The sequence below is a fragment of the Klebsiella sp. SWET4 genome (assembly GCF_024296565.1).
Classification (GTDB): Bacteria; Pseudomonadota; Gammaproteobacteria; order Enterobacterales; family Enterobacteriaceae; genus Klebsiella; species Klebsiella variicola.
Window position 1 is genome coordinate 13,038 of the sequence record NZ_JANCOB010000021.1, and the last position, 21,344, is coordinate 34,381.

The 21,344-nt window shown below is 58.1% G+C and carries 22 protein-coding genes and 1 riboswitch; of the genes, 9 read left to right on the plus strand and 13 right to left on the minus strand.

Features of this window, described 5'->3' with window-relative positions:
• Positions 1 to 49: 49 nt before the first annotated feature.
• Positions 50 to 1,390, plus strand: a complete 1,341-nt coding sequence (dcuB, locus tag NKJ21_RS26455; RefSeq protein WP_008808003.1) for an anaerobic C4-dicarboxylate transporter DcuB — start codon at positions 50 to 52, stop codon at positions 1,388 to 1,390.
• 43 nt (positions 1,391 to 1,433) lie between these two features.
• Here the strand turns inward: dcuB and NKJ21_RS26460 are convergent, their stop codons facing one another.
• The 10 genes from NKJ21_RS26460 to NKJ21_RS26505 form a co-directional block, all read right to left on the minus strand.
• The gene (locus NKJ21_RS26460; RefSeq protein WP_008808002.1) at positions 1,434 to 1,751 is read right to left on the minus strand and encodes a PTS lactose/cellobiose transporter subunit IIA; all 318 of its coding nucleotides are present in this window, start codon (positions 1,749 to 1,751) and stop codon (positions 1,434 to 1,436) included.
• A 3-nt stretch (positions 1,752 to 1,754) separates the two neighbouring features.
• Positions 1,755 to 2,060, minus strand: a complete 306-nt coding sequence (locus NKJ21_RS26465; protein ID WP_002884150.1) for a PTS sugar transporter subunit IIB — start codon at positions 2,058 to 2,060, stop codon at positions 1,755 to 1,757.
• 171 nt (positions 2,061 to 2,231) lie between these two features.
• Positions 2,232 to 3,764, minus strand: a complete 1,533-nt coding sequence (locus NKJ21_RS26470) for a sensor domain-containing diguanylate cyclase (protein ID WP_254733363.1) — start codon at positions 3,762 to 3,764, stop codon at positions 2,232 to 2,234.
• A gap of 315 nt (positions 3,765 to 4,079) precedes the next feature.
• Positions 4,080 to 5,213: a 2-iminoacetate synthase ThiH gene (thiH, locus tag NKJ21_RS26475; protein WP_012543211.1), complete on the minus strand. Its 1,134-nt coding sequence runs from the start codon at positions 5,211 to 5,213 to the stop codon at positions 4,080 to 4,082.
• Positions 5,210 to 5,980, minus strand: a complete 771-nt coding sequence (gene thiG / locus NKJ21_RS26480; RefSeq protein WP_016160090.1) for a thiazole synthase — start codon at positions 5,978 to 5,980, stop codon at positions 5,210 to 5,212. The genes thiH and thiG overlap by 4 nt, the downstream gene beginning before the upstream one ends.
• Before the next feature lies 1 nt (position 5,981).
• Entirely contained in the window at positions 5,982 to 6,182 is a 201-nt protein-coding gene (gene thiS / locus NKJ21_RS26485; RefSeq protein WP_008807998.1) for a sulfur carrier protein ThiS, read from the minus strand.
• Complete coding sequence (gene thiF / locus NKJ21_RS26490; protein ID WP_008807997.1) at positions 6,166 to 6,921, minus strand: thiazole biosynthesis adenylyltransferase ThiF; 756 nt, start codon at positions 6,919 to 6,921, stop codon at positions 6,166 to 6,168. Before thiF ends, thiS begins: the two co-directional genes overlap by 17 nt.
• Entirely contained in the window at positions 6,914 to 7,549 is a 636-nt protein-coding gene (thiE, locus tag NKJ21_RS26495; protein WP_239270761.1) for a thiamine phosphate synthase, read from the minus strand. Before thiE ends, thiF begins: the two co-directional genes overlap by 8 nt.
• Positions 7,549 to 9,444, minus strand: a complete 1,896-nt coding sequence (gene thiC / locus NKJ21_RS26500) for a phosphomethylpyrimidine synthase ThiC (RefSeq protein WP_239270760.1) — start codon at positions 9,442 to 9,444, stop codon at positions 7,549 to 7,551. Before thiC ends, thiE begins: the two co-directional genes overlap by 1 nt.
• Before the next feature lie 86 nt (positions 9,445 to 9,530).
• Positions 9,531 to 9,655, minus strand: a riboswitch (TPP riboswitch).
• Between the two features lie 53 nt (positions 9,656 to 9,708).
• Positions 9,709 to 10,206: an Rsd/AlgQ family anti-sigma factor gene (locus NKJ21_RS26505; RefSeq protein ID WP_002884324.1), complete on the minus strand. Its 498-nt coding sequence runs from the start codon at positions 10,204 to 10,206 to the stop codon at positions 9,709 to 9,711.
• A 93-nt stretch (positions 10,207 to 10,299) separates the two neighbouring features.
• On the opposite strand from NKJ21_RS26505, the gene nudC reads away from it, so the two are divergent.
• The 6 genes from nudC (at position 10,300) to NKJ21_RS26535 (ending at position 14,662) form a co-directional block, all read left to right on the plus strand.
• A complete protein-coding gene (gene nudC / locus NKJ21_RS26510) occupies positions 10,300 to 11,073 on the plus strand; it encodes an NAD(+) diphosphatase (protein ID WP_008807994.1) in 774 nt (257 codons plus the stop codon).
• Positions 11,074 to 11,113: 40 nt separating this feature from the next.
• Positions 11,114 to 12,178, plus strand: coding sequence for a uroporphyrinogen decarboxylase (gene hemE, locus NKJ21_RS26515; protein ID WP_008807993.1), 1,065 nt, complete (start codon positions 11,114 to 11,116; stop codon positions 12,176 to 12,178).
• A gap of 12 nt (positions 12,179 to 12,190) precedes the next feature.
• Complete coding sequence (nfi, locus tag NKJ21_RS26520; protein ID WP_012969177.1) at positions 12,191 to 12,862, plus strand: deoxyribonuclease V; 672 nt, start codon at positions 12,191 to 12,193, stop codon at positions 12,860 to 12,862.
• A 42-nt stretch (positions 12,863 to 12,904) separates the two neighbouring features.
• Positions 12,905 to 13,495, plus strand: coding sequence for a YjaG family protein (locus NKJ21_RS26525; RefSeq protein ID WP_012543208.1), 591 nt, complete (start codon positions 12,905 to 12,907; stop codon positions 13,493 to 13,495).
• A gap of 186 nt (positions 13,496 to 13,681) precedes the next feature.
• Positions 13,682 to 13,954, plus strand: coding sequence for a nucleoid-associated protein HU-alpha (hupA, locus tag NKJ21_RS26530; RefSeq protein ID WP_002884342.1), 273 nt, complete (start codon positions 13,682 to 13,684; stop codon positions 13,952 to 13,954).
• 12 nt (positions 13,955 to 13,966) lie between these two features.
• Positions 13,967 to 14,662 (plus strand): DUF1481 domain-containing protein, encoded by a 696-nt coding sequence (locus NKJ21_RS26535; protein ID WP_012969176.1) that lies wholly within the window; start codon positions 13,967 to 13,969, stop codon positions 14,660 to 14,662.
• A 3-nt stretch (positions 14,663 to 14,665) separates the two neighbouring features.
• Here the strand turns inward: NKJ21_RS26535 and zraP are convergent, their stop codons facing one another.
• Entirely contained in the window at positions 14,666 to 15,103 is a 438-nt protein-coding gene (zraP, locus tag NKJ21_RS26540; RefSeq protein ID WP_012969175.1) for a zinc resistance sensor/chaperone ZraP, read from the minus strand.
• Positions 15,104 to 15,362: 259 nt separating this feature from the next.
• Between zraP and zraS the strand changes: the two genes are divergently transcribed.
• Both zraS and zraR read left to right on the plus strand, forming a co-directional pair.
• Complete coding sequence (gene zraS / locus NKJ21_RS26545) at positions 15,363 to 16,757, plus strand: two-component system sensor histidine kinase ZraS (protein ID WP_008807988.1); 1,395 nt, start codon at positions 15,363 to 15,365, stop codon at positions 16,755 to 16,757.
• Positions 16,744 to 18,075: a sigma-54-dependent response regulator transcription factor ZraR gene (gene zraR / locus NKJ21_RS26550; protein WP_239270759.1), complete on the plus strand. Its 1,332-nt coding sequence runs from the start codon at positions 16,744 to 16,746 to the stop codon at positions 18,073 to 18,075. Before zraS ends, zraR begins: the two co-directional genes overlap by 14 nt.
• Here zraR and purD read toward each other — a convergent pair.
• Both purD and purH read right to left on the minus strand, forming a co-directional pair.
• Entirely contained in the window at positions 18,065 to 19,360 is a 1,296-nt protein-coding gene (purD, locus tag NKJ21_RS26555; RefSeq protein ID WP_008807986.1) for a phosphoribosylamine--glycine ligase, read from the minus strand. The two genes, zraR and purD, sit on opposite strands and share 11 nt — an antisense overlap.
• A 15-nt stretch (positions 19,361 to 19,375) precedes the next feature.
• A complete protein-coding gene (gene purH, locus NKJ21_RS26560; protein WP_239270758.1) occupies positions 19,376 to 20,965 on the minus strand; it encodes a bifunctional phosphoribosylaminoimidazolecarboxamide formyltransferase/IMP cyclohydrolase in 1,590 nt (529 codons plus the stop codon).
• Positions 20,966 to 21,344: the final 379 nt, after the last annotated feature.

Below are 21,344 nucleotides of genomic sequence, written 5' to 3' on the forward strand. Positions count from 1 at the left end.
AGGTGTTGGTCATTTCTTTTGGTCTGAGTGGACAGGCTCTGGGGGCTGCATGGAATTTGCGATACAACTCATTATTATCTTAATTTGTCTGTTTTATGGTGCCCGAAAAGGCGGTATTGCGCTGGGCCTGTTGGGCGGCATCGGTTTGGTTATCCTTGTTTTTGTGTTCCATCTTCAGCCGGGTAAACCACCGGTTGATGTAATGCTGGTGATCATTGCCGTCGTGGCCGCTTCGGCCACGCTACAGGCGTCCGGCGGGCTGGATGTCATGTTACAGATTGCCGAGAAGCTGCTGCGGCGCAACCCGAAATATGTTTCAATCGTCGCGCCTTTCGTCACCTGCACGCTGACCATTCTCTGCGGTACCGGACACGTGGTGTACACGATCCTGCCGATTATCTACGATGTCGCCATTAAGAATAACATTCGTCCGGAGCGTCCGATGGCGGCCAGCTCCATAGGTGCCCAGATGGGGATCATCGCCAGCCCGGTCTCGGTAGCGGTGGTGTCGCTGGTGGCGATGCTGGGGAATTTTACCTTTAACGGTAAACACCTGGAATTTCTCGACCTGCTGGCGATAACCATTCCGTCCACGCTGTTGGGGATCCTGGCGATTGGTATCTTCAGCTGGTTCCGTGGCAAAGATCTGGATAAAGACGAAGCCTTCCAGGCGTTTATTGCGGTACCGGAAAATCGCCATTATGTCTATGGCGATACGGCGACGCTGCTGGATAAAAAGCTGCCGACCAGCAACTGGATTGCGATGTGGATCTTTCTGGCCTCCATCGCCGTGGTGGCCCTGCTCGGCGCGTTTTCCGAACTGCGTCCGGCCTTCGACGGTAAGCCGCTGTCGATGGTGCTGGTGATCCAGATGTTCATGCTGCTCTCCGGGGCGCTTATTATCATCATTACCAAAACTAACCCAGCGTCGATTTCTAAAAATGAGGTTTTCCGTTCGGGAATGATCGCTATCGTCGCGGTATACGGCATCGCGTGGATGGCGGAGACTATGTTCGGCGCGCATATGACCGAGATTAAAGGTGTGCTCGGGGAGATGGTGAAGGAGTACCCGTGGGCTTACGCCATCGTACTGCTGCTGGTTTCGAAGTTTGTGAACTCTCAGGCGGCAGCGCTGGCGGCGATTGTTCCGGTGGCGCTGGCCATCGGCGTCGACCCGGCCTATATCGTGGCTTCCGCGCCGGCCTGCTATGGCTACTATATTCTGCCGACCTACCCAAGCGATCTGGCGGCGATCCAGTTCGACCGCTCAGGGACCACCCATATCGGCCGCTTTGTCATTAACCATAGCTTCATCCTGCCCGGGCTCATCGGCGTCGGTGTCTCCTGCGTGTTTGGCTGGGTATTCGCCGCGATGTATGGTTTTCTTTGAGAGGGGACGGGCGCCGGCAGCGGCGCCCGTTAAATCCGCGAGATTACTGCGCGAGCGGCAGACGACGATAGAGTTCAATCATATCGGTCGCCAGATCCTGAATGACCATGGCGTTCATCAGGTGGTCCTGAGAGTGAACGGTGATCAGGTTGACCGGCAGCTTACCGGTGCCTTCATCCAGGCCGATGAGCTGGGTCTGGATTTTATGCGCATGTTTGACGAACTCATGGGACTCGGCCATGGCCTGCTCGGCTGCCGCAAAGTCACCTTTCCGTGCTAACTGGAGAGCAGTGAGCGCCGCGCTACGTGCGGAACCGGCATTAACCAACAGTTCCATGATGATCGTTTCTAAATCTTCCATCGATTACTCCAGCATCTTCAGGGCTTTATCCAGAACGGCATCGCCTTTCATCATGCCGTAGTCCATCATATCGATCACCGCGACTTTCTTGCCGAATGGATCGGCCAGCGCCTGCAGTTTCGCCTGCTCATATTTCACCTGCGGGCCGAGCAAAATAATGTCGGCGGCGGCCAGGTTATCTTTAAACTCGGCGACCGGGACGGCCTTGATAGAAACCTCAACACCTTTTTTCTGCGCGGCATCTTGCATACGCTGAACCAGCATGCTGGTGGACATACCGGCGGCACAGCACAAAACGATATTCTTCATAGTCAGTGGCCCTTGTGTTCCGTGATGTCTTATCTTTATCGCGGCCCTGGCGATGCGACAACCGCTTTACCGTGATTGTGTGTAAGTCATCACACAAAAATTGAAACCGGTTTCATTTTTGCCGATAAAAATAAAAAAGCCCACCGAAGTGGGCGGCCGCGTCCTGTTGTCTCACGCGCGGAGGATGCGGTTTTTACCTTGTTGCTTGGCTTTGTAAAGTGCCTCATCGACGCTCACCACCAGCTTATCCAGCGGCTCCATATTCCATTCCCCCAGTCCGGCGCTAAAGGTGACCGTCAGGCCATCTTCGCGCCAGGTACGCCGTTCGACGTTGACCCGCCATGTTTCCAGTAGCGTTCGGGCGTTATCGATGTGTTCGGCAGGAAAGACCACCGCGAACTCTTCACCGCCGTAGCGATAAAGGGAAATCTCCAGCGGCTGGAGGACCTGCAGCCCCTCGCGGGCGACGTTGCGCAGGACGATATCGCCGTTGAGGTGTCCCCAGGTGTCGTTGATCGATTTGAAGTTATCGATATCGACCAGGGCAAGGGCGAAAGGTTGGTGATCGTTCATCAGCGCGGCGATATCGCTGTCGAAGGCGCGGCGGTTTTTGCAGCCAGTGAGGGCGTCGATGGTGGCCTGGCGAACGTAGGTCAGTTCACGCTGTTTGTTGGTTTCAATGGCTTTACTCAGCATTGCCTCAAGGCGCGGAGTGCGTTTGACGTCGCCGGTTTTAATCGCATTGATGATATTCATCAGCACGGTACGGGAAGCATGACGCAGATAAAGGCCGAACAAGAGGATGATAATCGCCGCGAGTGAGAAACCGCCGATCACTAAGTTTGTCTCATGGCGCGTCAGATTGATCAGGGTGGCGTTATCGACACGGTAAATCACGAACCAGTCGGGATTGGTAAAGGAGTAGTAGTAATACCAGGTATCGCTCCTGACATCGTAAAGCTGCCCCTCTCCGCTGGTCATTTTATCCATCAGTTCGTCGCTGACGAAGGGTTTAAACAGCGCGCCCGGGTCGGAGTGCAGGACAACTTTGCCATCCCGCTGCACCACAAAAAATTCCCCCTGTACGGGGGCGACCATCTGCCGTAGCGCGAACCCCATGGAGGTGAGATCTAGATGAAAAGCCAGGCTGCCCTTGAGTTTACCCTCCGGAGTAATGATGGGTTTGAAAATGGTAATCGTCGGATGGTGGGTGAAAAAGTCCATATACGGGCTGGTGTAGTGGCTGAAGGTGCTGGCTTCTGCCTGTTTGATAAACCAGGGCCGCGTTTTGGGGTCGAAAGCCAGGCTGTCTTCATTTTTCAGTACTTCCGGGGCGCGCAGATAGTGGCCCTCGGTATCCGCCAGCGAGATGGATGAGACGCTTGGCATCATGTTCTGTAACTGCATTAGCGTGGTTAACCCTTTCTCCGGATCAACGTTCACCGCGCGGTTCAGTTCGTCATTACGGGCAAAGAAGGTGGCCGCGCGGCCGAGGATAAAATCATTTTCCCGCAGCAGCGTTTCCGTATAGTTGATGGCCAGGTTGTGGGTAAAGTTGCGGTTAATATCGTGATAATCTTCGAGAAAATCTTTCCGCTGTGCCAGGGTGACAAAAGTAGCAATCAGCATGAAACTGAGCAAAATGCCGGCAAACCCCACGACGATTGGTGTCGTAAAAGAGAGTTTTCTGTTGTGTAGCGCCATGAATCGTTAATCGTCCCGGATGTATAAACCAAGGGTCCGAACGCAGCTTGTGTCAGCGAGCCTGCCGATCGAATCAGTTAACTATTGCTCAATTATAACTCTGAGGCCTTCATCTATCGTGATTTATATTCGTCGATAATGAACCGGCCCTCGCGCAGCGCGGAGAGGCAGGGCGAAAATGAGGAAGAAAACGTTCGCCCTGGTCAGCGTCCGCTGCTGACCCGGGCAGAATAGAAAAACGGCGGCAATCGGGCGACTCCCCATTTTTCATCTCTCGTGCAGGCACGCAAAATAATCAGCGGCTTGCAACATACTTCATGATGATTGCGAGGCGCGTCCCAGCCAGCTGTCCCAGTCTTTCCATACCGGCTGCAGGCCACGGGCGGCTAGCGCGCTGGCGACCTCTTCAGGGCGGCGATCGTCATGTGGGGCAAATTGCTCGAGCTCCGGATGATCGTCGGCGTAGCCGCCGGGCTGCGTTTTAGAGAAGGCGCTGACGTTATTGATCGCCAGCGGGATCACCCGGTCGCGGAACCAGGGTGATTCACGGGTTGAAAGCGACAGCTCAACCTCCGGCGCCAGCAGGCGGAAGGCGCAAATGGTCTGCACCAGCTGGCGCTCATCCATCAGCGAAGCTGGTTCAATACCGCCGGCGCAGGGACGCAGGCGCGGGAAGGAGACCGAGTAGCGGCTGCGCCAGTAGCGCTGTTGCAGCCACAGCAGGTGCTCGGCGACCATAAAGCAGTCCACCCGCCAGCTGTCGGAAAGACCAATCAACGCGCCGAGGCCGATCTTATCGATCCCCGCCTCGCCCAGGCGATCCGGTGTATCCAGCCGCCAGAAGAAATCCTGTTTTTTCCCTTTCAGATGGTGCTGGGCATACATGCTTTCATGGTAGGTCTCCTGATAGACCATTACCCCGTCGAGCCCCAGCGTTTTCAGCTCGGCATACTCTTCGGTCGCCAGCGGCTGCACCTCCATATGCAGCGAGGCAAACTGGCTGCGGATAGCCGGCAGGTGCTGGCGGAAATAATCCATTCCCACCTTGCCCTGATGTTCGCCGGTCACCAGCAGCAGATGCTCAAAGCCCAGGTCGCGGATCGCGGCGCACTCGCGGGCAATCTCGGCGGCATCCAGCGTCTTGCGCTTAATGCGATTGCTCATTGAGAAGCCGCAGTAGGTGCAGTCATTGGCGCACAGGTTGGAGAGATACAGTGGTACGTAAAAGCTGACGGTATTGCCGAAGCGTTGCCGGGTGAGCCGCTGCGCGCGCTGGGCCAGCGGTTCAAGATAGTTGGCCGCCGCCGGTGAAAGCAGGGCCATCATGTCGTCACGGGTGAGCTGTTTGGCCGCCAGCGCCCGTTCGACGTCGGCGGCGGTTTTGCTGTTGATGCGCAGGCGGATGTCGTCCCACTCCAGCTCCCGCCAGCGATCGCTGAAGGTTTTCATGCCAGCGCCTCCAGGAATCCGGTCAGCGGGCTGGTGGCCTGCGCCTGCGTACTGCGTGCCCCCGGTCCGGCCTGACGCGCCAGTAATCCGGCATCGACTGCCATACGGAAGGCGCGGGCCATGGTCACGGGGTCGTCGGCGACGGCAATGGCGGTATTGACCAGCACCGCATCTGCGCCCATCTCCAGCGCCTGCGCCGCATGGCTCGGCACGCCGATCCCGGCATCAACCACCACCGGTACCGTCGCCTGTTCGATAATAATCTCCAGCATAGCCCTGGTTTCCAGCCCCTGATTGGAGCCGATCGGCGCACCCAGCGGCATCACCGCCGCGCAGCCAGCCTCTTCCAGCCGTTTACACAGCACCGGATCGGCGCCACAGTAGGGCAGGACGACGAACCCTTCGCGCACCAGCAGCTCCGCCGCCTTCAGGGTTTCAATCGGGTCAGGCAGCAGCCAGCGGGCATCCGGGTGGATCTCCAGCTTCAGCCAGTGGGTGCCCAGGGCTTCCCGCGCCAGGCGGGCGGCAAACACCGCCTCTTCCGCCGTCTTGGCGCCTGAGGTATTCGGCAGCAGGTTAACGCCCGCCGCCAGCAGCGGCGCGAGAATCGCGTCATTGTTCTGGCGTAAATCGACGCGCTTCATCGCCAGGGTTACCAGCTGGCTTCCCGAGGCGCGAATCGCCTCAACCATCACCTCCGGGGCGGCGAATTTGCCGGTACCGGTAAAAAGATGGGATTCAAACGTTTTGTCTGCAATACGTAACATGTCAACCTCCAGCGATAACCTGAAAAAGCAGGATCCGATCGCCTTCCTGTAAGAGATGATCTTCCCACCGGTCGCGCGGCAGGATGTGTTGATTAAGCGCCAGCGCAACGCCCGGCTGCAGCTGTTCGAGCTGGGTCAGCAGGGCGCTGACGCTGAGATTGTCGGCACATGCCAGCGGCTCGTCGTTAAACCAAATCTGCATGCCGCCCTCCGCACACCGGGCAATTCCGGGAGCGCTGTAGCGCCAGATTACGCCAGTTGCTGGTGCGGGCGTCGAACAGCCGCAGGGTATTACGCGGCGTCGTCATGCCGCTGAGTAGCTTAATCGCCTCCAGCGCCTGCAGCGTGCCCATCATGCCGACGACCGGGCCGACGATCCCCGCGGTGCGGCAGTTGCGCTGCGGTTCGTCGCTATCCGGCCACAGGCAGCGATAGCAGCCCTGCGCCCAGGGGGGAGTGAGCACCATCAACTGACCGCCGAAGCCGACGGCGCTGGCGGTCACTAACGGGGTGTCGAGGGCCACACAGGCGGCGTTGATTGCCTGGCGGGTCACCATGTTATCGGTGCAGTCCAGCACCACGTCCGCTTTCGCCACCTCAGCGCGCAGCGCCTCGCCGCTCAGACGTTGCTGGAGCGCAACCAGTTTGATCTGCGGGTTTAGCTGACTGAGCCGGGTCTTTGCCGCCGCGGCTTTTGGCCGGTCGATATCCTCGCTGGTGAACAGGATCTGCCGCTGCAGGTTGCTGAGATGCACGGCGTCGTCATCGGCCAGGGTCAGCGTCCCGACGCCCGCTCCGGCAAGATAGAGCGCCGCCGGGGAGCCCAGCCCGCCAAGGCCGATAATCAGCACCCGGCTGGCTAACAGTTTCTGCTGACCCTCGATGGCAATATCCTCCAGCAGCAGCTGGCGGCTATAGCGCATGAAATCGTGATCATTCATCGCCTGCTCCCGCCAGCGCCAGCAGCTGGTCTGTCGCTGCCCGCCAGTCCGCCGCCTGGGTAATAGCGCTGACCACCGCGATGCTGCCGACGCCGGTCGCCAGTACGCCCGGCGCTTTTTCCAGACTGATGCCGCCGATCGCGACGGTGGGGTAATCCGCCAGGCGTTGAATATGTCTGGCTAGCTGGTCGAGGCCCTGCGGCGCGGAAGGCATCTGTTTGGTTTGCGTCGGGAAGACGTGGCCCAGCGCGATGTAAGAGGGGCGCGCCGCCAGCGCGACATCAATTTCCATATCGTCGTGAGTGGAGACGCCGAGACGCAGTCCGGCTTTGCGGATAGCGCTCAGATCGGTGGTTTCCAGATCTTCTTGCCCCAGGTGTACCCCGTAGGCCTGATGCTTAATCGCCAGCTGCCAGTAATCGTTAATGAACAACCGGGCGTGATAGCGGCGGCCAAGGGCGATGGCGGCGATCACGTCATCCTCCATGTCGCTGTCACGTTGGTCTTTGATGCGCAGTTGAAGAGTACGCACTCCCGCCTCCAGCAGGCGCTCAATCCACGCCACGCTGTCAACCACCGGGTAGAGTCCAAGACGAAATGGGACGGGGGGAAAATCAGGTTGATACATCAGGCTTCCTCCTGTTTCAGGTAGATTTCGCCGCCACGGGCACGGAAGTGATGCGACATATCGGCCATGCCAGCTTCGATATTTTGCTTCGCGGCGTAGTCGCGGACTTCCTGGGTGATTTTCATCGAACAGAATTTCGGCCCGCACATGGAGCAGAAATGGGCGACCTTGCCGGATTCCTGCGGCAGGGTTTCATCGTGATAGGCTCGCGCAGTGAAGGGATCGAGCGCGAGGTTGAACTGGTCTTCCCAGCGGAATTCGAAACGTGCTTTGGACATCGCGTTGTCGCGGATCTGCGCCCCGGGGTGGCCTTTCGCGAGGTCGGCGGCGTGGGCGGCGATTTTGTAGGTAATCAGCCCCTGTTTTACATCCTCTTTGTTGGGCAGGCCGAGATGCTCTTTTGGCGTGACGTAGCACAGCATCGCGCAGCCAAACCAGCCAATCATTGCCGCGCCGATACCGGAAGTGAAATGGTCGTAGCCCGGCGCGATATCGGTAGTGAGCGGGCCTAAGGTGTAGAACGGCGCTTCGTGGCAATGCTCCAGCTCTTCGGTCATATTGCGGCGGATCATCTGCATCGGCACGTGGCCGGGGCCTTCAATCATCACCTGCACGTCATACTCCCAGGCGATTTTCGTCAGTTCGCCGAGGGTGCGCAGCTCGGAAAACTGCGCCTCGTCGTTGGCGTCCTGAATGGAGCCGGGGCGCAAGCCATCACCCAGCGAGAGCGAAACGTCATAGGCGGCGCAGATTTCACAGATTTCGCGGAAGTGCTGGTAGAGGAAGTTTTCCTGATGATGCGACAGGCACCACTTGGCCATGATGGAACCACCGCGCGACACGATACCTGTCAGGCGCTTCGCGGTCATCGGCACGTAGCGCAGCAGTACGCCGGCGTGAATCGTGAAGTAGTCGACGCCCTGTTCGGCCTGTTCCAGCAGGGTATCGCGGAAGGCTTCCCAGGTCAGGTTCTCGGCAATGCCGTTGACCTTCTCCAGCGCCTGGTAAATCGGAACGGTACCAATCGGCACCGGGCTGTTGCGCAGGATCCACTCGCGGGTTTCGTGGATATAGCGGCCGGTGGAGAGGTCCATCACCGTGTCGGCGCCCCAGCGGGTTGACCAGACCAGTTTTTCCACCTCCTCTTCGATGGAAGAGGTCACCGCCGAGTTGCCGATATTGGCATTCACTTTCACCAGGAAATTGCGGCCGATAATCATCGGCTCAGATTCCGGGTGGTTGATGTTGGCGGGGATGATGGCGCGTCCGGCGGCAACTTCATCGCGGACGAACTCGGGGGTAATGTTTTCCGGCAGGCGGGCACCGAAGCCTTCCCCGGCATGCTGCTGGCGCAGAACCTCGCTGCGGATACGTTCGCGACCCATGTTTTCGCGAATGGCGATGAACTCCATCTCCGGGGTGACGATCCCCTGGCGGGCGTAGTGCAGTTGGGTAACGCATTTCCCGGCGACGGCGCGTTTGGGCGTCAGCAGGCCGCTGAAGCGCAGCTCATCGAGACCGTCATCGGCCAGCCGCGCTTTGGTATAGGCCGAGCTGCGTTCGCTGAGCGGAGCGCAGTCGTTACGCGCGTCGATCCACGGCTGGCGCAGCTTTGCCAGCCCCTGGCGGACATCAATGCCAATATCCGGGTCGCCATAAGGGCCGGAGGTGTCATATACCGGGATCGGTTCATTGGCTTCGTACCGGGGGTTATCTTTATCGCCGCCGACGAGGGTCGGGCTGAGCTCAATTTCACGCATCGGGACGCGGATATCCGCTTGTGAGCCGTGAACGTAGATGCGGCGTGAATTGGGAAAAGCGGTACCTGCCAGCGTATCAATGAATCGCTGCGCGTGCTTGCGTTGTTCCCGACGGGTGAGTTTGGTAGTAGACATAGCGCATTCCAGTTAAAAAAGGAGATGGCTTGTCAGACGACGGATGGAGTAACAGATGCGACCGATCCAGAACGGACAGGTGCGACCAGCAGTTTACTCTTGTTCCCTTCGCAGGTATTAGCCTGATCAGGTTCCGCGGATCCCGAATTAACGGTCTCAGCCTTTTCCACTTTAGCCAGCGCATGGAAAATAGGCACTCCGACAAGATGACGTCCCCTCCGGAGAGGGGGAATGGAGGTAAACTACTCGTTAATTGCGCACAACTCAAGCGGTCGGCGCAATATTATCGCGCACGTCGTTGCTCAGATTATGCGCGACGGCGAGGGCGATCAGTTTATCCTCCAGCGCGAAACGTGCTTCCAGCGACTCGCCGATATCCGACAGCGCCTGCTGAAATTCAAGGTAGTTATCGTGATCGATAGCGTTTTCGAGGCAGGTATCGTAGTAGTCCATCATCTGCTGGGTATTGGCTTCCAGCTGTGGATAAAGCCGGGTGGCGGCTAAAAGTGGGGTGTCGCCTTCCATTTCGCCAATAATGCGTTCATAAATACTAAAATGACCGGATGAGAGGTAATCCACCAGACTTTGGCAAAAGTCATCCAGCGCCTTTTCGTTTAGCCGCATAAATGACTCTTTGCCCGGTTTCAGGCCAACCAGATTGTAGTAAGCCACGAGCAGATGCTTACGCACTTGTAGCCAGCGATCGACCAGTTCATTACTACCGCCAACGCGCTCCGTCAGATTTTCCAGCTGGTTTAGCATGATTGACTCCGCTAGTTTTGATTTAAATCTGCTCACCAAAATGTAAATATAATGTTAACAACATGCCAGTGAAGCAAAGGTAGTGCAATAGATATGGATCGTATTATTGAAAAATTAGATCGCGGCTGGTGGGTTGTCAGTCACGAACAAAAATTATGGTTGCCTGGTGGAGAATTACCACATGGCGAAGCGGTTAATTTCGATCTTGTCGGACAGCATGCGCTGCATATTGGCGAGTGGCAGGGCGAGTCCGTCTGGATGGTGCGCCAGGATCGCCGCCATGACATGGGATCGTTACGCCAGGTTCTGGATCAGGATCCGGGTCTCTTCCAGCTGGCGGGGCGAGGGATCCAGCTCGCCGAATTTTATCGATCGCATAAATTTTGCGGCTACTGCGGCCATCCGATGCATGCCAGCAAAAGCGAATGGGCGATGCTGTGCAGCCACTGCCGTGAACGCTATTACCCGCAAATTGCCCCCTGCATTATCGTCGCTATCCGTCGCGATGATTCGATCCTGTTGGCGCAACATACCCGCCATCGTAACGGCGTGCACACCGTGCTGGCCGGGTTTGTCGAAGTGGGTGAAACCCTTGAGCAGGCGGTGGCCCGCGAGGTGATGGAGGAGAGCGGTATCAAGGTGAAAAACCTGCGCTATGTGACCTCTCAGCCGTGGCCGTTCCCGCAGTCGCTGATGACCGCTTTTATGGCGGATTACGCGGATGGCGATATCGTGGTCGACAAAAAAGAGCTGCTGACCGCGGACTGGTACCGCTATGACAATCTGCCGCTCCTGCCACCGCCGGGCACGGTGGCGCGTCGGCTTATCGAAGATACGGTGGCGATGTGTCGGGCAGAGTTCGAGTGACATGTTACACTGGGCGCATCAACGCTAAAGGAATGTAAAAATGACCGAACTGAAAAACGATCGTTACCTGCGCGCGCTGCTGCGTCAGCCGGTTGATGTCACCCCGGTGTGGATGATGCGCCAGGCGGGCCGCTATTTACCGGAGTACAAAGCCACCCGTGCGCAAGCGGGCGACTTTATGTCGCTGTGTAAAAATGCCGAGCTGGCCTGCGAAGTGACGCTCCAGCCGCTGCGCCGTTACCCGCTGGATGCGGCGATCCTCTTTTCGGACATCCTGACGATCCCGGACGCCATGGGTCTGGGGCTGTACTTTGAAGCTGGCGAAGGTCCGCGCTTCACCTCGCCGATAAAAAGCAAAGCCGACGTCGACAAGCTGCCAATCCCGGATCCGGAGCAGGAACTGGGCTATGTCATGAACGCCGTGCGTACCATTCGCCGCGAACTCAAAGGCGAAGTGCCGCTGATCGGCTTCTCCGGTAGCCCCTGGACGCTGGCGACCTACATGGTGGAAGGCGGCAGCAGCAAAGCGTTCACCGTGATCAAAAAGATGATGTACGCCGAACCGCAGGCGCTGCATGCGCTGCTGGAGAAGCTGGCGAAGAGCGTCACCCTGTACCTCAACGCGCAGATCAAAGCCGGCGCGCAGTCGGTGATGATTTTCGACACCTGGGGCGGGGTGCTGACCGGTCGCGACTATCAGCAGTTCTCGCTCTACTACATGCATAAAATTGTCGATGGCCTGCTGCGGGAGAACGAAGGCCGCCGCGTGCCGGTGACCCTGTTCACCAAAGGCGGTGGCCAGTGGCTGGAAGCGATGGCGGAGACCGGCTGTGACGCGCTGGGGCTCGACTGGACCACCGATATCGCTGATGCTCGCCGTCGTGTAGGTCACAAAGTGGCGCTCCAGGGCAATATGGACCCGTCGATGCTGTATGCGCCAGCCCCGCGTATTGAAGAGGAAGTGGCGACTATTCTCGCCGGCTTCGGCCAGGGCGAAGGTCATGTCTTTAACCTTGGTCACGGCATCCATCAGGATGTCGACCCGCAGCATGCGGGCGTCTTTGTTGAGGCGGTGCATCGTCTTTCCACACCCTATCATCAATAGGAGATAAGCCGTATGGATTTAGCCGCGCTACGTACCCAACAACAACAGTTAGCCGCGTCGGTCGAGCGAGCGGATCGACTGGATCGCGACCCGCCGGCGTTGATCGGCGGCGCGGATGTCGGGTTTGAGCAGGAAGGGGAAGTGACCCGGGCTGCGATGGTGCTGCTGACCTGGCCTGAGCTTGAGCTGGTGGAGTATCAGGTGGCGCGCGTCGCCACCACCATGCCCTATATTCCCGGCTTTCTCTCGTTTCGCGAAACACCTGCGCTGCTGGCGGCGTGGGAGCAGCTTTCGCAAAAACCGGACCTGCTCTTCGTCGACGGCCACGGTATCTCCCATCCCCGGCGGCTCGGCGTCGCCAGCCATTTTGGTCTGATGATTGACGTGCCGACCATCGGGGTGGCGAAAAAACGGCTGTGCGGAAAAATCGGCGAACTGGGTGATGAGCCCGGCGCACTGGCCCCGCTGATGGATAAAAATGAGCAACTGGCCTGGGTCTGGCGCAGCAAAGTGCGCTGCAACCCGCTGTTTATTAGCTCCGGTCACCGGGTGGGCATGGACAGCGCCTTAATGTGGGTTGAGCGCTGCATGCGAGGCTATCGTCTCCCCGAGCCGACGCGCTGGGCCGATGCGGTGGCGTCCCGTCGTCCGTCGTTTGTGCGTTGGCAAGCAAATCACGGCTGATTCAGGTACACTGCGCCTAATTTCTGACTTCGAGAATTCATCATGTTACAAAACCCGATTCACCTGCGCCTGGAGAAGCTGGAAAGCTGGCAGCATGTCACTTTTATGGCCTGCCTGTGCGAGCGTATGTACCCTAACTACGCCATGTTCTGCAAGCAAACCGAGTTCGGCGACGGCCAGCTGTACCGTCGTATCCTGGACCTGATCTGGGAAACGCTGACGGTTAAAGATGCGAAGGTGAATTTCGACAGTCAGCTGGAGAAGCTAGAAGAGGCCATCCCGGCGGCAGATGATTTCGACCTGTACGGTGTTTACCCGGCTATAGACGCCTGCGTGGCGTTGAGCGAACTGATCCATTCGCGTCTGAGCGGTGAAACACTTGAGCACGCGATTGAGGTGAGCAAGACATCCATCACCAGCGTGGCGATGCTGGAAATGACCCAGGCCGGTCGCGAAATGACCGATGAAGAGCTGAAAGCGAACCCGGCGGTAGAGCAGGAATGGGATATTCAGTGGGAAATTTTCCGCCTGCTGGCCGACTGTGAAGAGCGTGACCTTGAGCTGATAAAAGGTCTGCGCGCGGACCTGCGTGAGGCCGGTGAGAGCAATATTGGTATAAATTTTCAGCAGTGAGACCAGAAAACGTGATTTACCGCCTGAATTGTAGCGTCTGAAGGCTTCCATTCCGCCCCCCGTCTGGTCTACATTTGGAGGGCGAAAAAAAGTGGCTATCGGTGCGTGTATGCAGGAGGGTGCTTTTTTGGCATTTCCGTCGCACTCGATGCTTAGCAAGCGATAAACACATTGTAAGGATAACTTATGAACAAGACTCAACTGATTGATGTAATTGCGGACAAAGCTGACCTGTCCAAAGCACAGGCTAAAGCTGCCCTGGAATCTACCCTGGCTGCAATTACTGAGTCTCTGAAAGAAGGTGATGCTGTTCAACTGGTTGGTTTCGGTACCTTCAAAGTGAACCACCGCGCTGAGCGTACTGGCCGCAACCCGCAGACCGGTAAAGAGATCAAAATCGCTGCAGCTAACGTGCCGGCATTTGTTTCTGGCAAAGCACTGAAAGACGCAGTTAAGTAAGACCGCGTGGCAGTGAACAGTTTTATCGAAGGGGCTATTAAGCCCCTTTTGTCTGTCTGGCGCCGGCCTCTGGCGCTGGCGGGCATCCTGTTGCTGACTGCCTGCAGCCACGACGCCTCGCTTCCACCGTTTACCGCCAGTGGTTATGCGGATAATCAGGGGGCGATGCGTATCTGGCGTAAAGATTCAGGTGATGAAGTCCATCTTCTCGCCGCTTTCAGCCCGTGGCGTCACGGGGATACCTCGACCAGTGAATATCGCTGGCAGGGCGATCAATTGACGTTTATCGAACTCAATGTCTACGGTAAGCCGCCGGAACATATTCGCGCCCGCTTCGACGCGCAGGGCGATCTCAGCTTTATGCAGCGGGAAGTCGACGGGCAGAAGCAACAGCTCTCCAGCGACCAGGTCGCACTGTATCGTTATCGCGCCGAGCAGATCCGCCAGACCAGCGATGCTCTCCGCCAGGGACGCGTCGTCCTGCGTCAGGGGCGCTGGAACGCTGCCGCGCATACCGTGTTGACCTGTGAAGGTCAGACGGTTAAGCCTGACCTCGATAGCCGGGCCCTGGCGCATATTGAACGTCGCCAGAGTCATTCCTCCGCCGCGGTGAGCATCGCCTGGCTGGAGGCGTCTGAAGGCTCTCAACTATTGCTGGTCGCCAATGAAAACTTCTGCACCTGGCAGCCGACAGAAAAAAGCTTCTAACGATTACCAGTGGTTCATGCCCCTATGACCACCGCCGTTACCGCGGCAGCCGTTGTATCCCATTCCTGCGCCACGGGGAACGCCCGCCTCAGCCAGGGCGACATCAAACTTCACCCGCTGCTGATCCAGCTTCTGGCGTAAGCCTTCCATCTCCTGAGCGACAGCTTCAATCTTTCCACTGTCCGGCTTTTGCGTCGTGAGCAGCGCATTGTACTCATAGCGTTTGGACTGCAGCTGCTGGCGCAGGGCGCTGGTTTGCGCAGCGTAATCGTTATGCAGCTTTTGCGCGGTAGCCTGCTGCTCCTGGGTCAGCTGGCTGTAACCCTGATTGCCCATCCCGGTGTTATTGCCCCAGTGATGGTTGGCCCAGGCCGCGTTGCTGCCAAAGGTCAGTACGGCAAGGGTGACGAGGGTGAGAGGTAAGTTACGGTTCCGTTTCATGGCATTATCTCCTGTGTGGTTTCTCTCGTTATTGCATCTTCCATGCCAGCCTGAAAAAGCCCGCCCGTACGGGCCTGCCGGAGGAGCCGATGGGGAAGGTGAGTAAAAATGACCCGTTCCTGGCGGGTCAGGCGGGTCATTTTTACTCGCTAAACCGCAGGCGATATGTTTGAGAACAGGATTGACGGCGTGGGAAAATGGCATGATTTCTGCTGAAGGATCCTGCAGAAAGCGAAAAGGATATGACAAGGACTCACCGATGAAGATCAAACCTTTCTCCCGGCACGCCGCTGCGGACGCCCTGAGCTGGCTGCTGACCGGCGCAATGGTGCTGTTGGTCATGCTGTTCTCCGTAATGATCGTCCGCGACTACGGTCGTGAGACGACCGCCGCCCGACAAACCATTGAGGAGAAGGGGAGCGTGCTGATCCGCGCGCTGGAGTCTGGCACGCGCGTCGGGATGGGGATGCGTATGCATCATGCGCAGCTGCAGGCCCTGCTGGAAGAGATGGCCTGGCAGCCCGGAGTGCTGTGGTTCGCGGTGACCGATGAAAACGGTAAAATCATCGCCCATAGCGATCCGCAACAGGTGGATAACGCGCTGTACAGTCCGGCGCAGATGCGCGAACTCCACGTGAGCGAACAGGCCCGCTGGCGCCGGCTTAGCGAACCGCAGCCGGCGCTGGAGATCTATCGCCAGTTCCGCCCGCTCAATCCTGCTCGCGGCCATCATATGGGGATGATGAATCGCGGCAACAGCGCGCTGGCTCAGCCCACTGTCCCGCAGGTGATTTTTATCGCCTTTGATAGCCGCGAGCTGGATGCGGCGCAGGCCCGCGGCCAGCGCAACATGATGATCATGCTGGGTGCCGCGGCGCTGGTCATCGCGGCGACGATCCTCGCTCAGTTCTGGTTCCGCCGCTATCGTCGCTCACGCCAGCAACTGCTGGAGGCGATGGCCCGCAAAGAAAAGCTGGTGGCGCTTGGCCATCTGGCGGCGGGTGTCGCGCATGAGATCCGCAATCCGCTCTCTTCGATTAAAGGGCTGGCGAAGTATTTTGCCGAACGCACTCCCCCAGGCGGCGAAGCGCAGCAATTAGCCCAGGTGATGGCGAAAGAAGCCGACCGCCTGAACCGGGTGGTCAGCGAGCTGCTGGAGCTGGTCCGGCCCGCGCATTTAAATTACCAGCCGGTGGATATCAACGCGCTTATCCGGCACTCATTGCAGCTGGTAAGCCAGGATGCGCAGAGTCGCGGGATCGCACTGCAATTTACTCCGCGCCCTGAGTTAACCACGATCAACGCCGATGCTGACCGCCTGAACCAGGTGCTGTTGAACCTGTACCTGAACGCGATGCAGGCGATTGGCCGTGATGGCGTCATTCACGTATCGGCAAGCGAAGCCGATCGTCAGCGGGTGAAAATCGTCGTCACGGATAGCGGTAAGGGGATGAGCGATGAAGAGCTGCAGGCCATCTTCACACCGTATTTCACCACCAAGGCGGACGGCACGGGGCTGGGGCTGGCGGTGGTACAGAATATTATCGAACAACATGGCGGGACAATCCGCGCCGAAAGCCAGCCGGGGGCCGGAGCGATATTTACGCTTTGGCTACCGGTGGAGGCTCAACGGAGGGAAGATGAGCAGCGATAAAGTACAGATTCTGGTTGTCGATGATGACGTCAGCCACTGCACAATTCTGCAGGCGCTGCTGCGCGGCTGGGGCTATCAGGTGGCGTTAGCTCACAACGGCCTGCAGGCGCTGGAGCAGATCCAGCACCAGGTCTTCGACCTGGTGCTGTGCGATATCCGTATGGCGGAGATGGACGGTATCGCGACGTTAAAAGAGATAAAAGCCTATAACCCGGCGATACCGGTGCTGATCATGACGGCGTTTTCCAGCGTCGGTACGGCGGTGGAGGCCATTAAGTCCGGGGCGCTGGATTATCTGGTCAAACCGCTGGATTTTGACACCCTGCAGCAGACGCTGGTTCAGGCGCTGGCACACACCCGGCAGAGCGAGGGCGATTTCAGCGGCGCGACAGAATTACGATGGGGAATGATTGGCGATAGCCCGGCAATGCAGGCGCTTATCAACAATATTACGCTGGTGGCGCCCTCGGATGCGACGGTGCTGATCTGCGGCGAATCGGGAACCGGTAAAGAACTGGTGGCGCGCGCCATTCACGCCTGCAGCGAACGCCGCGAGAAGCCGCTGGTGACGCTAAACTGCGCGGCGCTGAATGAGTCGCTGCTGGAGTCCGAGCTGTTCGGTCATGAAAAAGGGGCGTTTACCGGGGCGGATCGGCGGCGGGAAGGGCGTTTTGTCGAGGCGGATGGCGGCACGCTGTTCCTTGATGAAATTGGTGATATCTCACCGCTGATGCAGGTGCGTCTGCTGCGGGCGATTCAGGAACGCGAGGTGCAGCGCGTTGGCAGTAACCAGACGCTTGCCGTTGATGTGCGGCTGATTGCCGCTACCCATCGTAATCTGGCGGAGGAGGTGAGCGCCGGGCGCTTTCGCCAGGATCTCTATTATCGCCTGAACGTCGTGACCATTGATATGCCGCCGCTGCGTCAGCGCCGGGAAGACATTCCTCTACTGGCGCAACACTTTCTTAAGCGCTATGCCGAACGCAATCGCAAAACGGTGCAGGGGTTTACGCCGCAGGCGATGGATCTGCTGATCCACTACCCCTGGCCGGGTAATATCCGTGAACTGGAAAACGCGGTGGAGCGGGCGGTGGTGCTGCTGACCGGAAACTATATCTCCGAACGAGAACTGCCGCTGGCGATAGCGGGCACGCCGTTGCCGTCGGGTGGTAGCGAGAACGCGCTGATTCAGCCGTTAGTGGAAGTTGAAAAAGAGGTGATTCTGGCTGCGCTGGAAAAAACGGGCGGCAACAAAACTGAAGCCGCCCGTCAGTTAGGCATTACGCGGAAAACGCTGCTGGCAAAACTTAGCCGTTAGCTTTTTCACGTTCGATGGCGCGCCAGCCGATATCGTTACGGCTAAAGCTGCCGTCCCAGCGAATATCGGTCAGCAGTTGATAGGCGCGCTGCTGCGCCTGCGCCACGGTTTCACCCAGCGCGGTCACGCACAGCACGCGCCCGCCGTTGGTGACGACGCGCTGGTCGTCTGCCAGTTTGGTGCCGGCATGGAAGACTTTACCATCTGCCGCTTCCTGCTGCGGCAGGCCGAAGATCTCATCACCCGTGTTGTAATTGCCCGGATAGCCGCCGGCGGCAACCACCACACCCAGCGACGCGCGGTCATCCCACTCGGAGGTTTTCTCGTCCAGTTTGCCCGCGCAGGCGGCGAGGCACAGATCTACCAGGTCGGACTTCATGCGCAGCATGATCGGCTGGGTTTCCGGATCGCCAAAGCGGCAGTTGAACTCAATTACCTTCGGGTTACCCTGTTTGTCGATCATCAGACCGGCATACAGAAAACCGGTATAGGTATTGCCTTCAGCGGCCATGCCTTTCACGGTTGGCCAGATAATCCGCTCCATGGTGCGCTGATGGACTTCATCAGTCACGACCGGCGCCGGAGAATAAGCGCCCATCCCACCGGTGTTCGGGCCGGTATCGCCGTTGCCGACGCGCTTGTGATCCTGGCTGGTGGCCATCGGCAGGACGTGCTCGCCGTCGACCATCACAATAAAGCTGGCTTCTTCGCCATCGAGGAACTCTTCAATCACGATGCGGTGGCCAGCATCGCCAAAGGCGTTGCCGGCCAGCATATCTTTGACCGCCGCCTCAGCTTCCTCAAGGGTCATCGCCACGATAACGCCTTTACCCGCTGCCAGACCGTCGGCTTTGATGACGATCGGCGCGCCTTTCTCCCGCAGATAAGCCAGCGCAGGCTCGACCTCGGTGAAGTTCTGGTATTCCGCCGTCGGGATATGATGACGAGCGAGGAAATCTTTGGTGAAGGCTTTTGAGCCTTCCAGCTGCGCGGCGCCTTCGGTTGGCCCGAAGATGGTCAGCCCTGCGGCACGGAATGCGTCCACTACGCCAATGACCAGCGGCGCTTCCGGGCCCACGATGGTCAGATCGATGTTCTCATCCTGCGCGAAGCGAAGCAGCGCCGGAATATCGGTGACGCCGATGGCGACGTTTTGCAGCGACGGCTCCAGCGCAGTACCTGCGTTGCCCGGCGCGACGTAGACGGTATCAACCAGCGGCGACTGGGCCGCTTTCCAGGCCAGCGCGTGCTCACGCCCGCCGTTGCCGATTACTAATACTTTCATCTGTAGCTCCGTGAATTAATGGCGGAAGTGGCGCATGTCGGTGAAGATCATGGCGATACCATGTTCGTCAGCGGCAGCAATCACTTCGTCGTCGCGGATAGAGCCGCCCGGCTGGATCACACAGGTGATGCCCACTGCGGCTGCGGCATCAATGCCGTCGCGGAACGGGAAGAAGGCGTCAGAGGCCATGGCGGAACCTTTCACTTCCAGACCTTCGTCACCGGCTTTAATCCCGGCAATTTTCGCTGAGTAGACGCGGCTCATCTGACCGGCGCCTATCCCGATGGTCATATTGTCTTTGGCATAGACGATGGCGTTGGATTTGACGAATTTCGCTACTTTCCAGCAGAACAGCGCATCGCGCAGTTCCTGCTCGCTTGGCTGACGTTTGCTGACCACGCGCAGTTCGCCCGCAGTGACCATGCCGAGATCGCGGTCCTGAACCAGCAGGCCGCTATTGACACGTTTGAAATCGAGGCTGGCAACGCGAGTATCCCACTGGCCACAGACCAGTACGCGGACGTTCTGCTTCGCGGCGGTGATCTTCAGCGCTTCTTCGCTGGCGGACGGTGCGATGATCACTTCGACGAACTGGCGAGAGATGATGGCCTGCGCGGTTTCCGCATCCAGCTCGCGGTTAAAGGCGATGATGCCGCCGAAGGCGGAGGTTGGGTCAGTTTTATAGGCGCGATCGTAGGCATCGAGGATCGAGTCGCTGACGGCAACGCCGCATGGGTTAGCGTGCTTAACGATAACGCAGGCTGGCTCATTGAACTCTTTCACGCACTCCAGCGCCGCATCGGTATCGGCAATGTTGTTATAGGAGAGCGCTTTGCCCTGCAGCTGAGTGGCGGTCGCTACGGAGGCTTCTTTTACATTCTCTTCTATATAGAAGGCAGCCTGCTGGTGGCTGTTTTCGCCGTAGCGCATATCCTGCTTCTTAATGAAGTTCAGATTCAGGGTGCGCGGGAAGCGGCCAGCGGCTTCTTGACTTTCGCCGTGATAGGCCGGAACCATGCTGCCGAAGTAGTTAGCGATCATGCTGTCGTAAGCGGCGGTGTGTTCGAAGGCTTTAATGGCGAGGTCGAAGCGGGTGTTCAGCGTCAGGGAGCCTTCGTTGGCGTCCATCTCATTAATGATGGCGTCGTAGTCGCTGCTCTTCACTACGATAGCAACGTCTTTATGGTTCTTCGCTGCGGAGCGCACCATGGTTGGGCCGCCGATATCAATGTTTTCCACCGCGTCTTCCAGCGAGCAGCCTTCACGAGCGACGGTCTGGGCAAACGGGTAAAGGTTAACGACCACCATATCGATAGGCGCAATACCGTGCTGCTGCATGATACCGTCATCCTGACCGCGACGACCGAGGATACCGCCGTGTACTTTCGGATGCAGGGTCTTCACGCGTCCATCCATCATTTCCGGGAAACCGGTGTAGTCAGAGACTTCGGTAACCGGCAGGCCTTTATCTGCCAGCAAGCGGGCGGTGCCGCCGGTGGACAGCAGCTCGACACCACGAGCGGAAAGCGCCTGCGCGAATTCGACGATACCGGCCTTGTCAGAAACACTGAGCAGAGCGCGGCGGACTGGACGACGTTGTTGCATGGTATTAAATCCCCAGGATTTGAACATTACAGAGAGCGTTAGGTGAGTTTTTGCCTAAAAACTCACCTAACGCACCCAACCGGGCATCCGTGTCATAGCGCGGCATTGTAACGAAAACGTTTGCGCAACGCTCGCGAATTTTTATCTTTCTCTTTCAGCCACCGTTTCTTCTTTATATAGAAGCTGACCCACCGGGCTTTTGTCGCCCTTTCATCGCGCTTCTGTGGATAATTCTGTGTGTAAAAGGGTATAAAGCGGGGTTTTGCTGGGGAATGCAGCAGTCAGTCATTTTTCTGCCATTTTTCTATTGCAGGCGCTCGAGAACTCCCTATAATGCGCCTCCATCGACACGGCGGATGTGAATCACTTCACACAAACA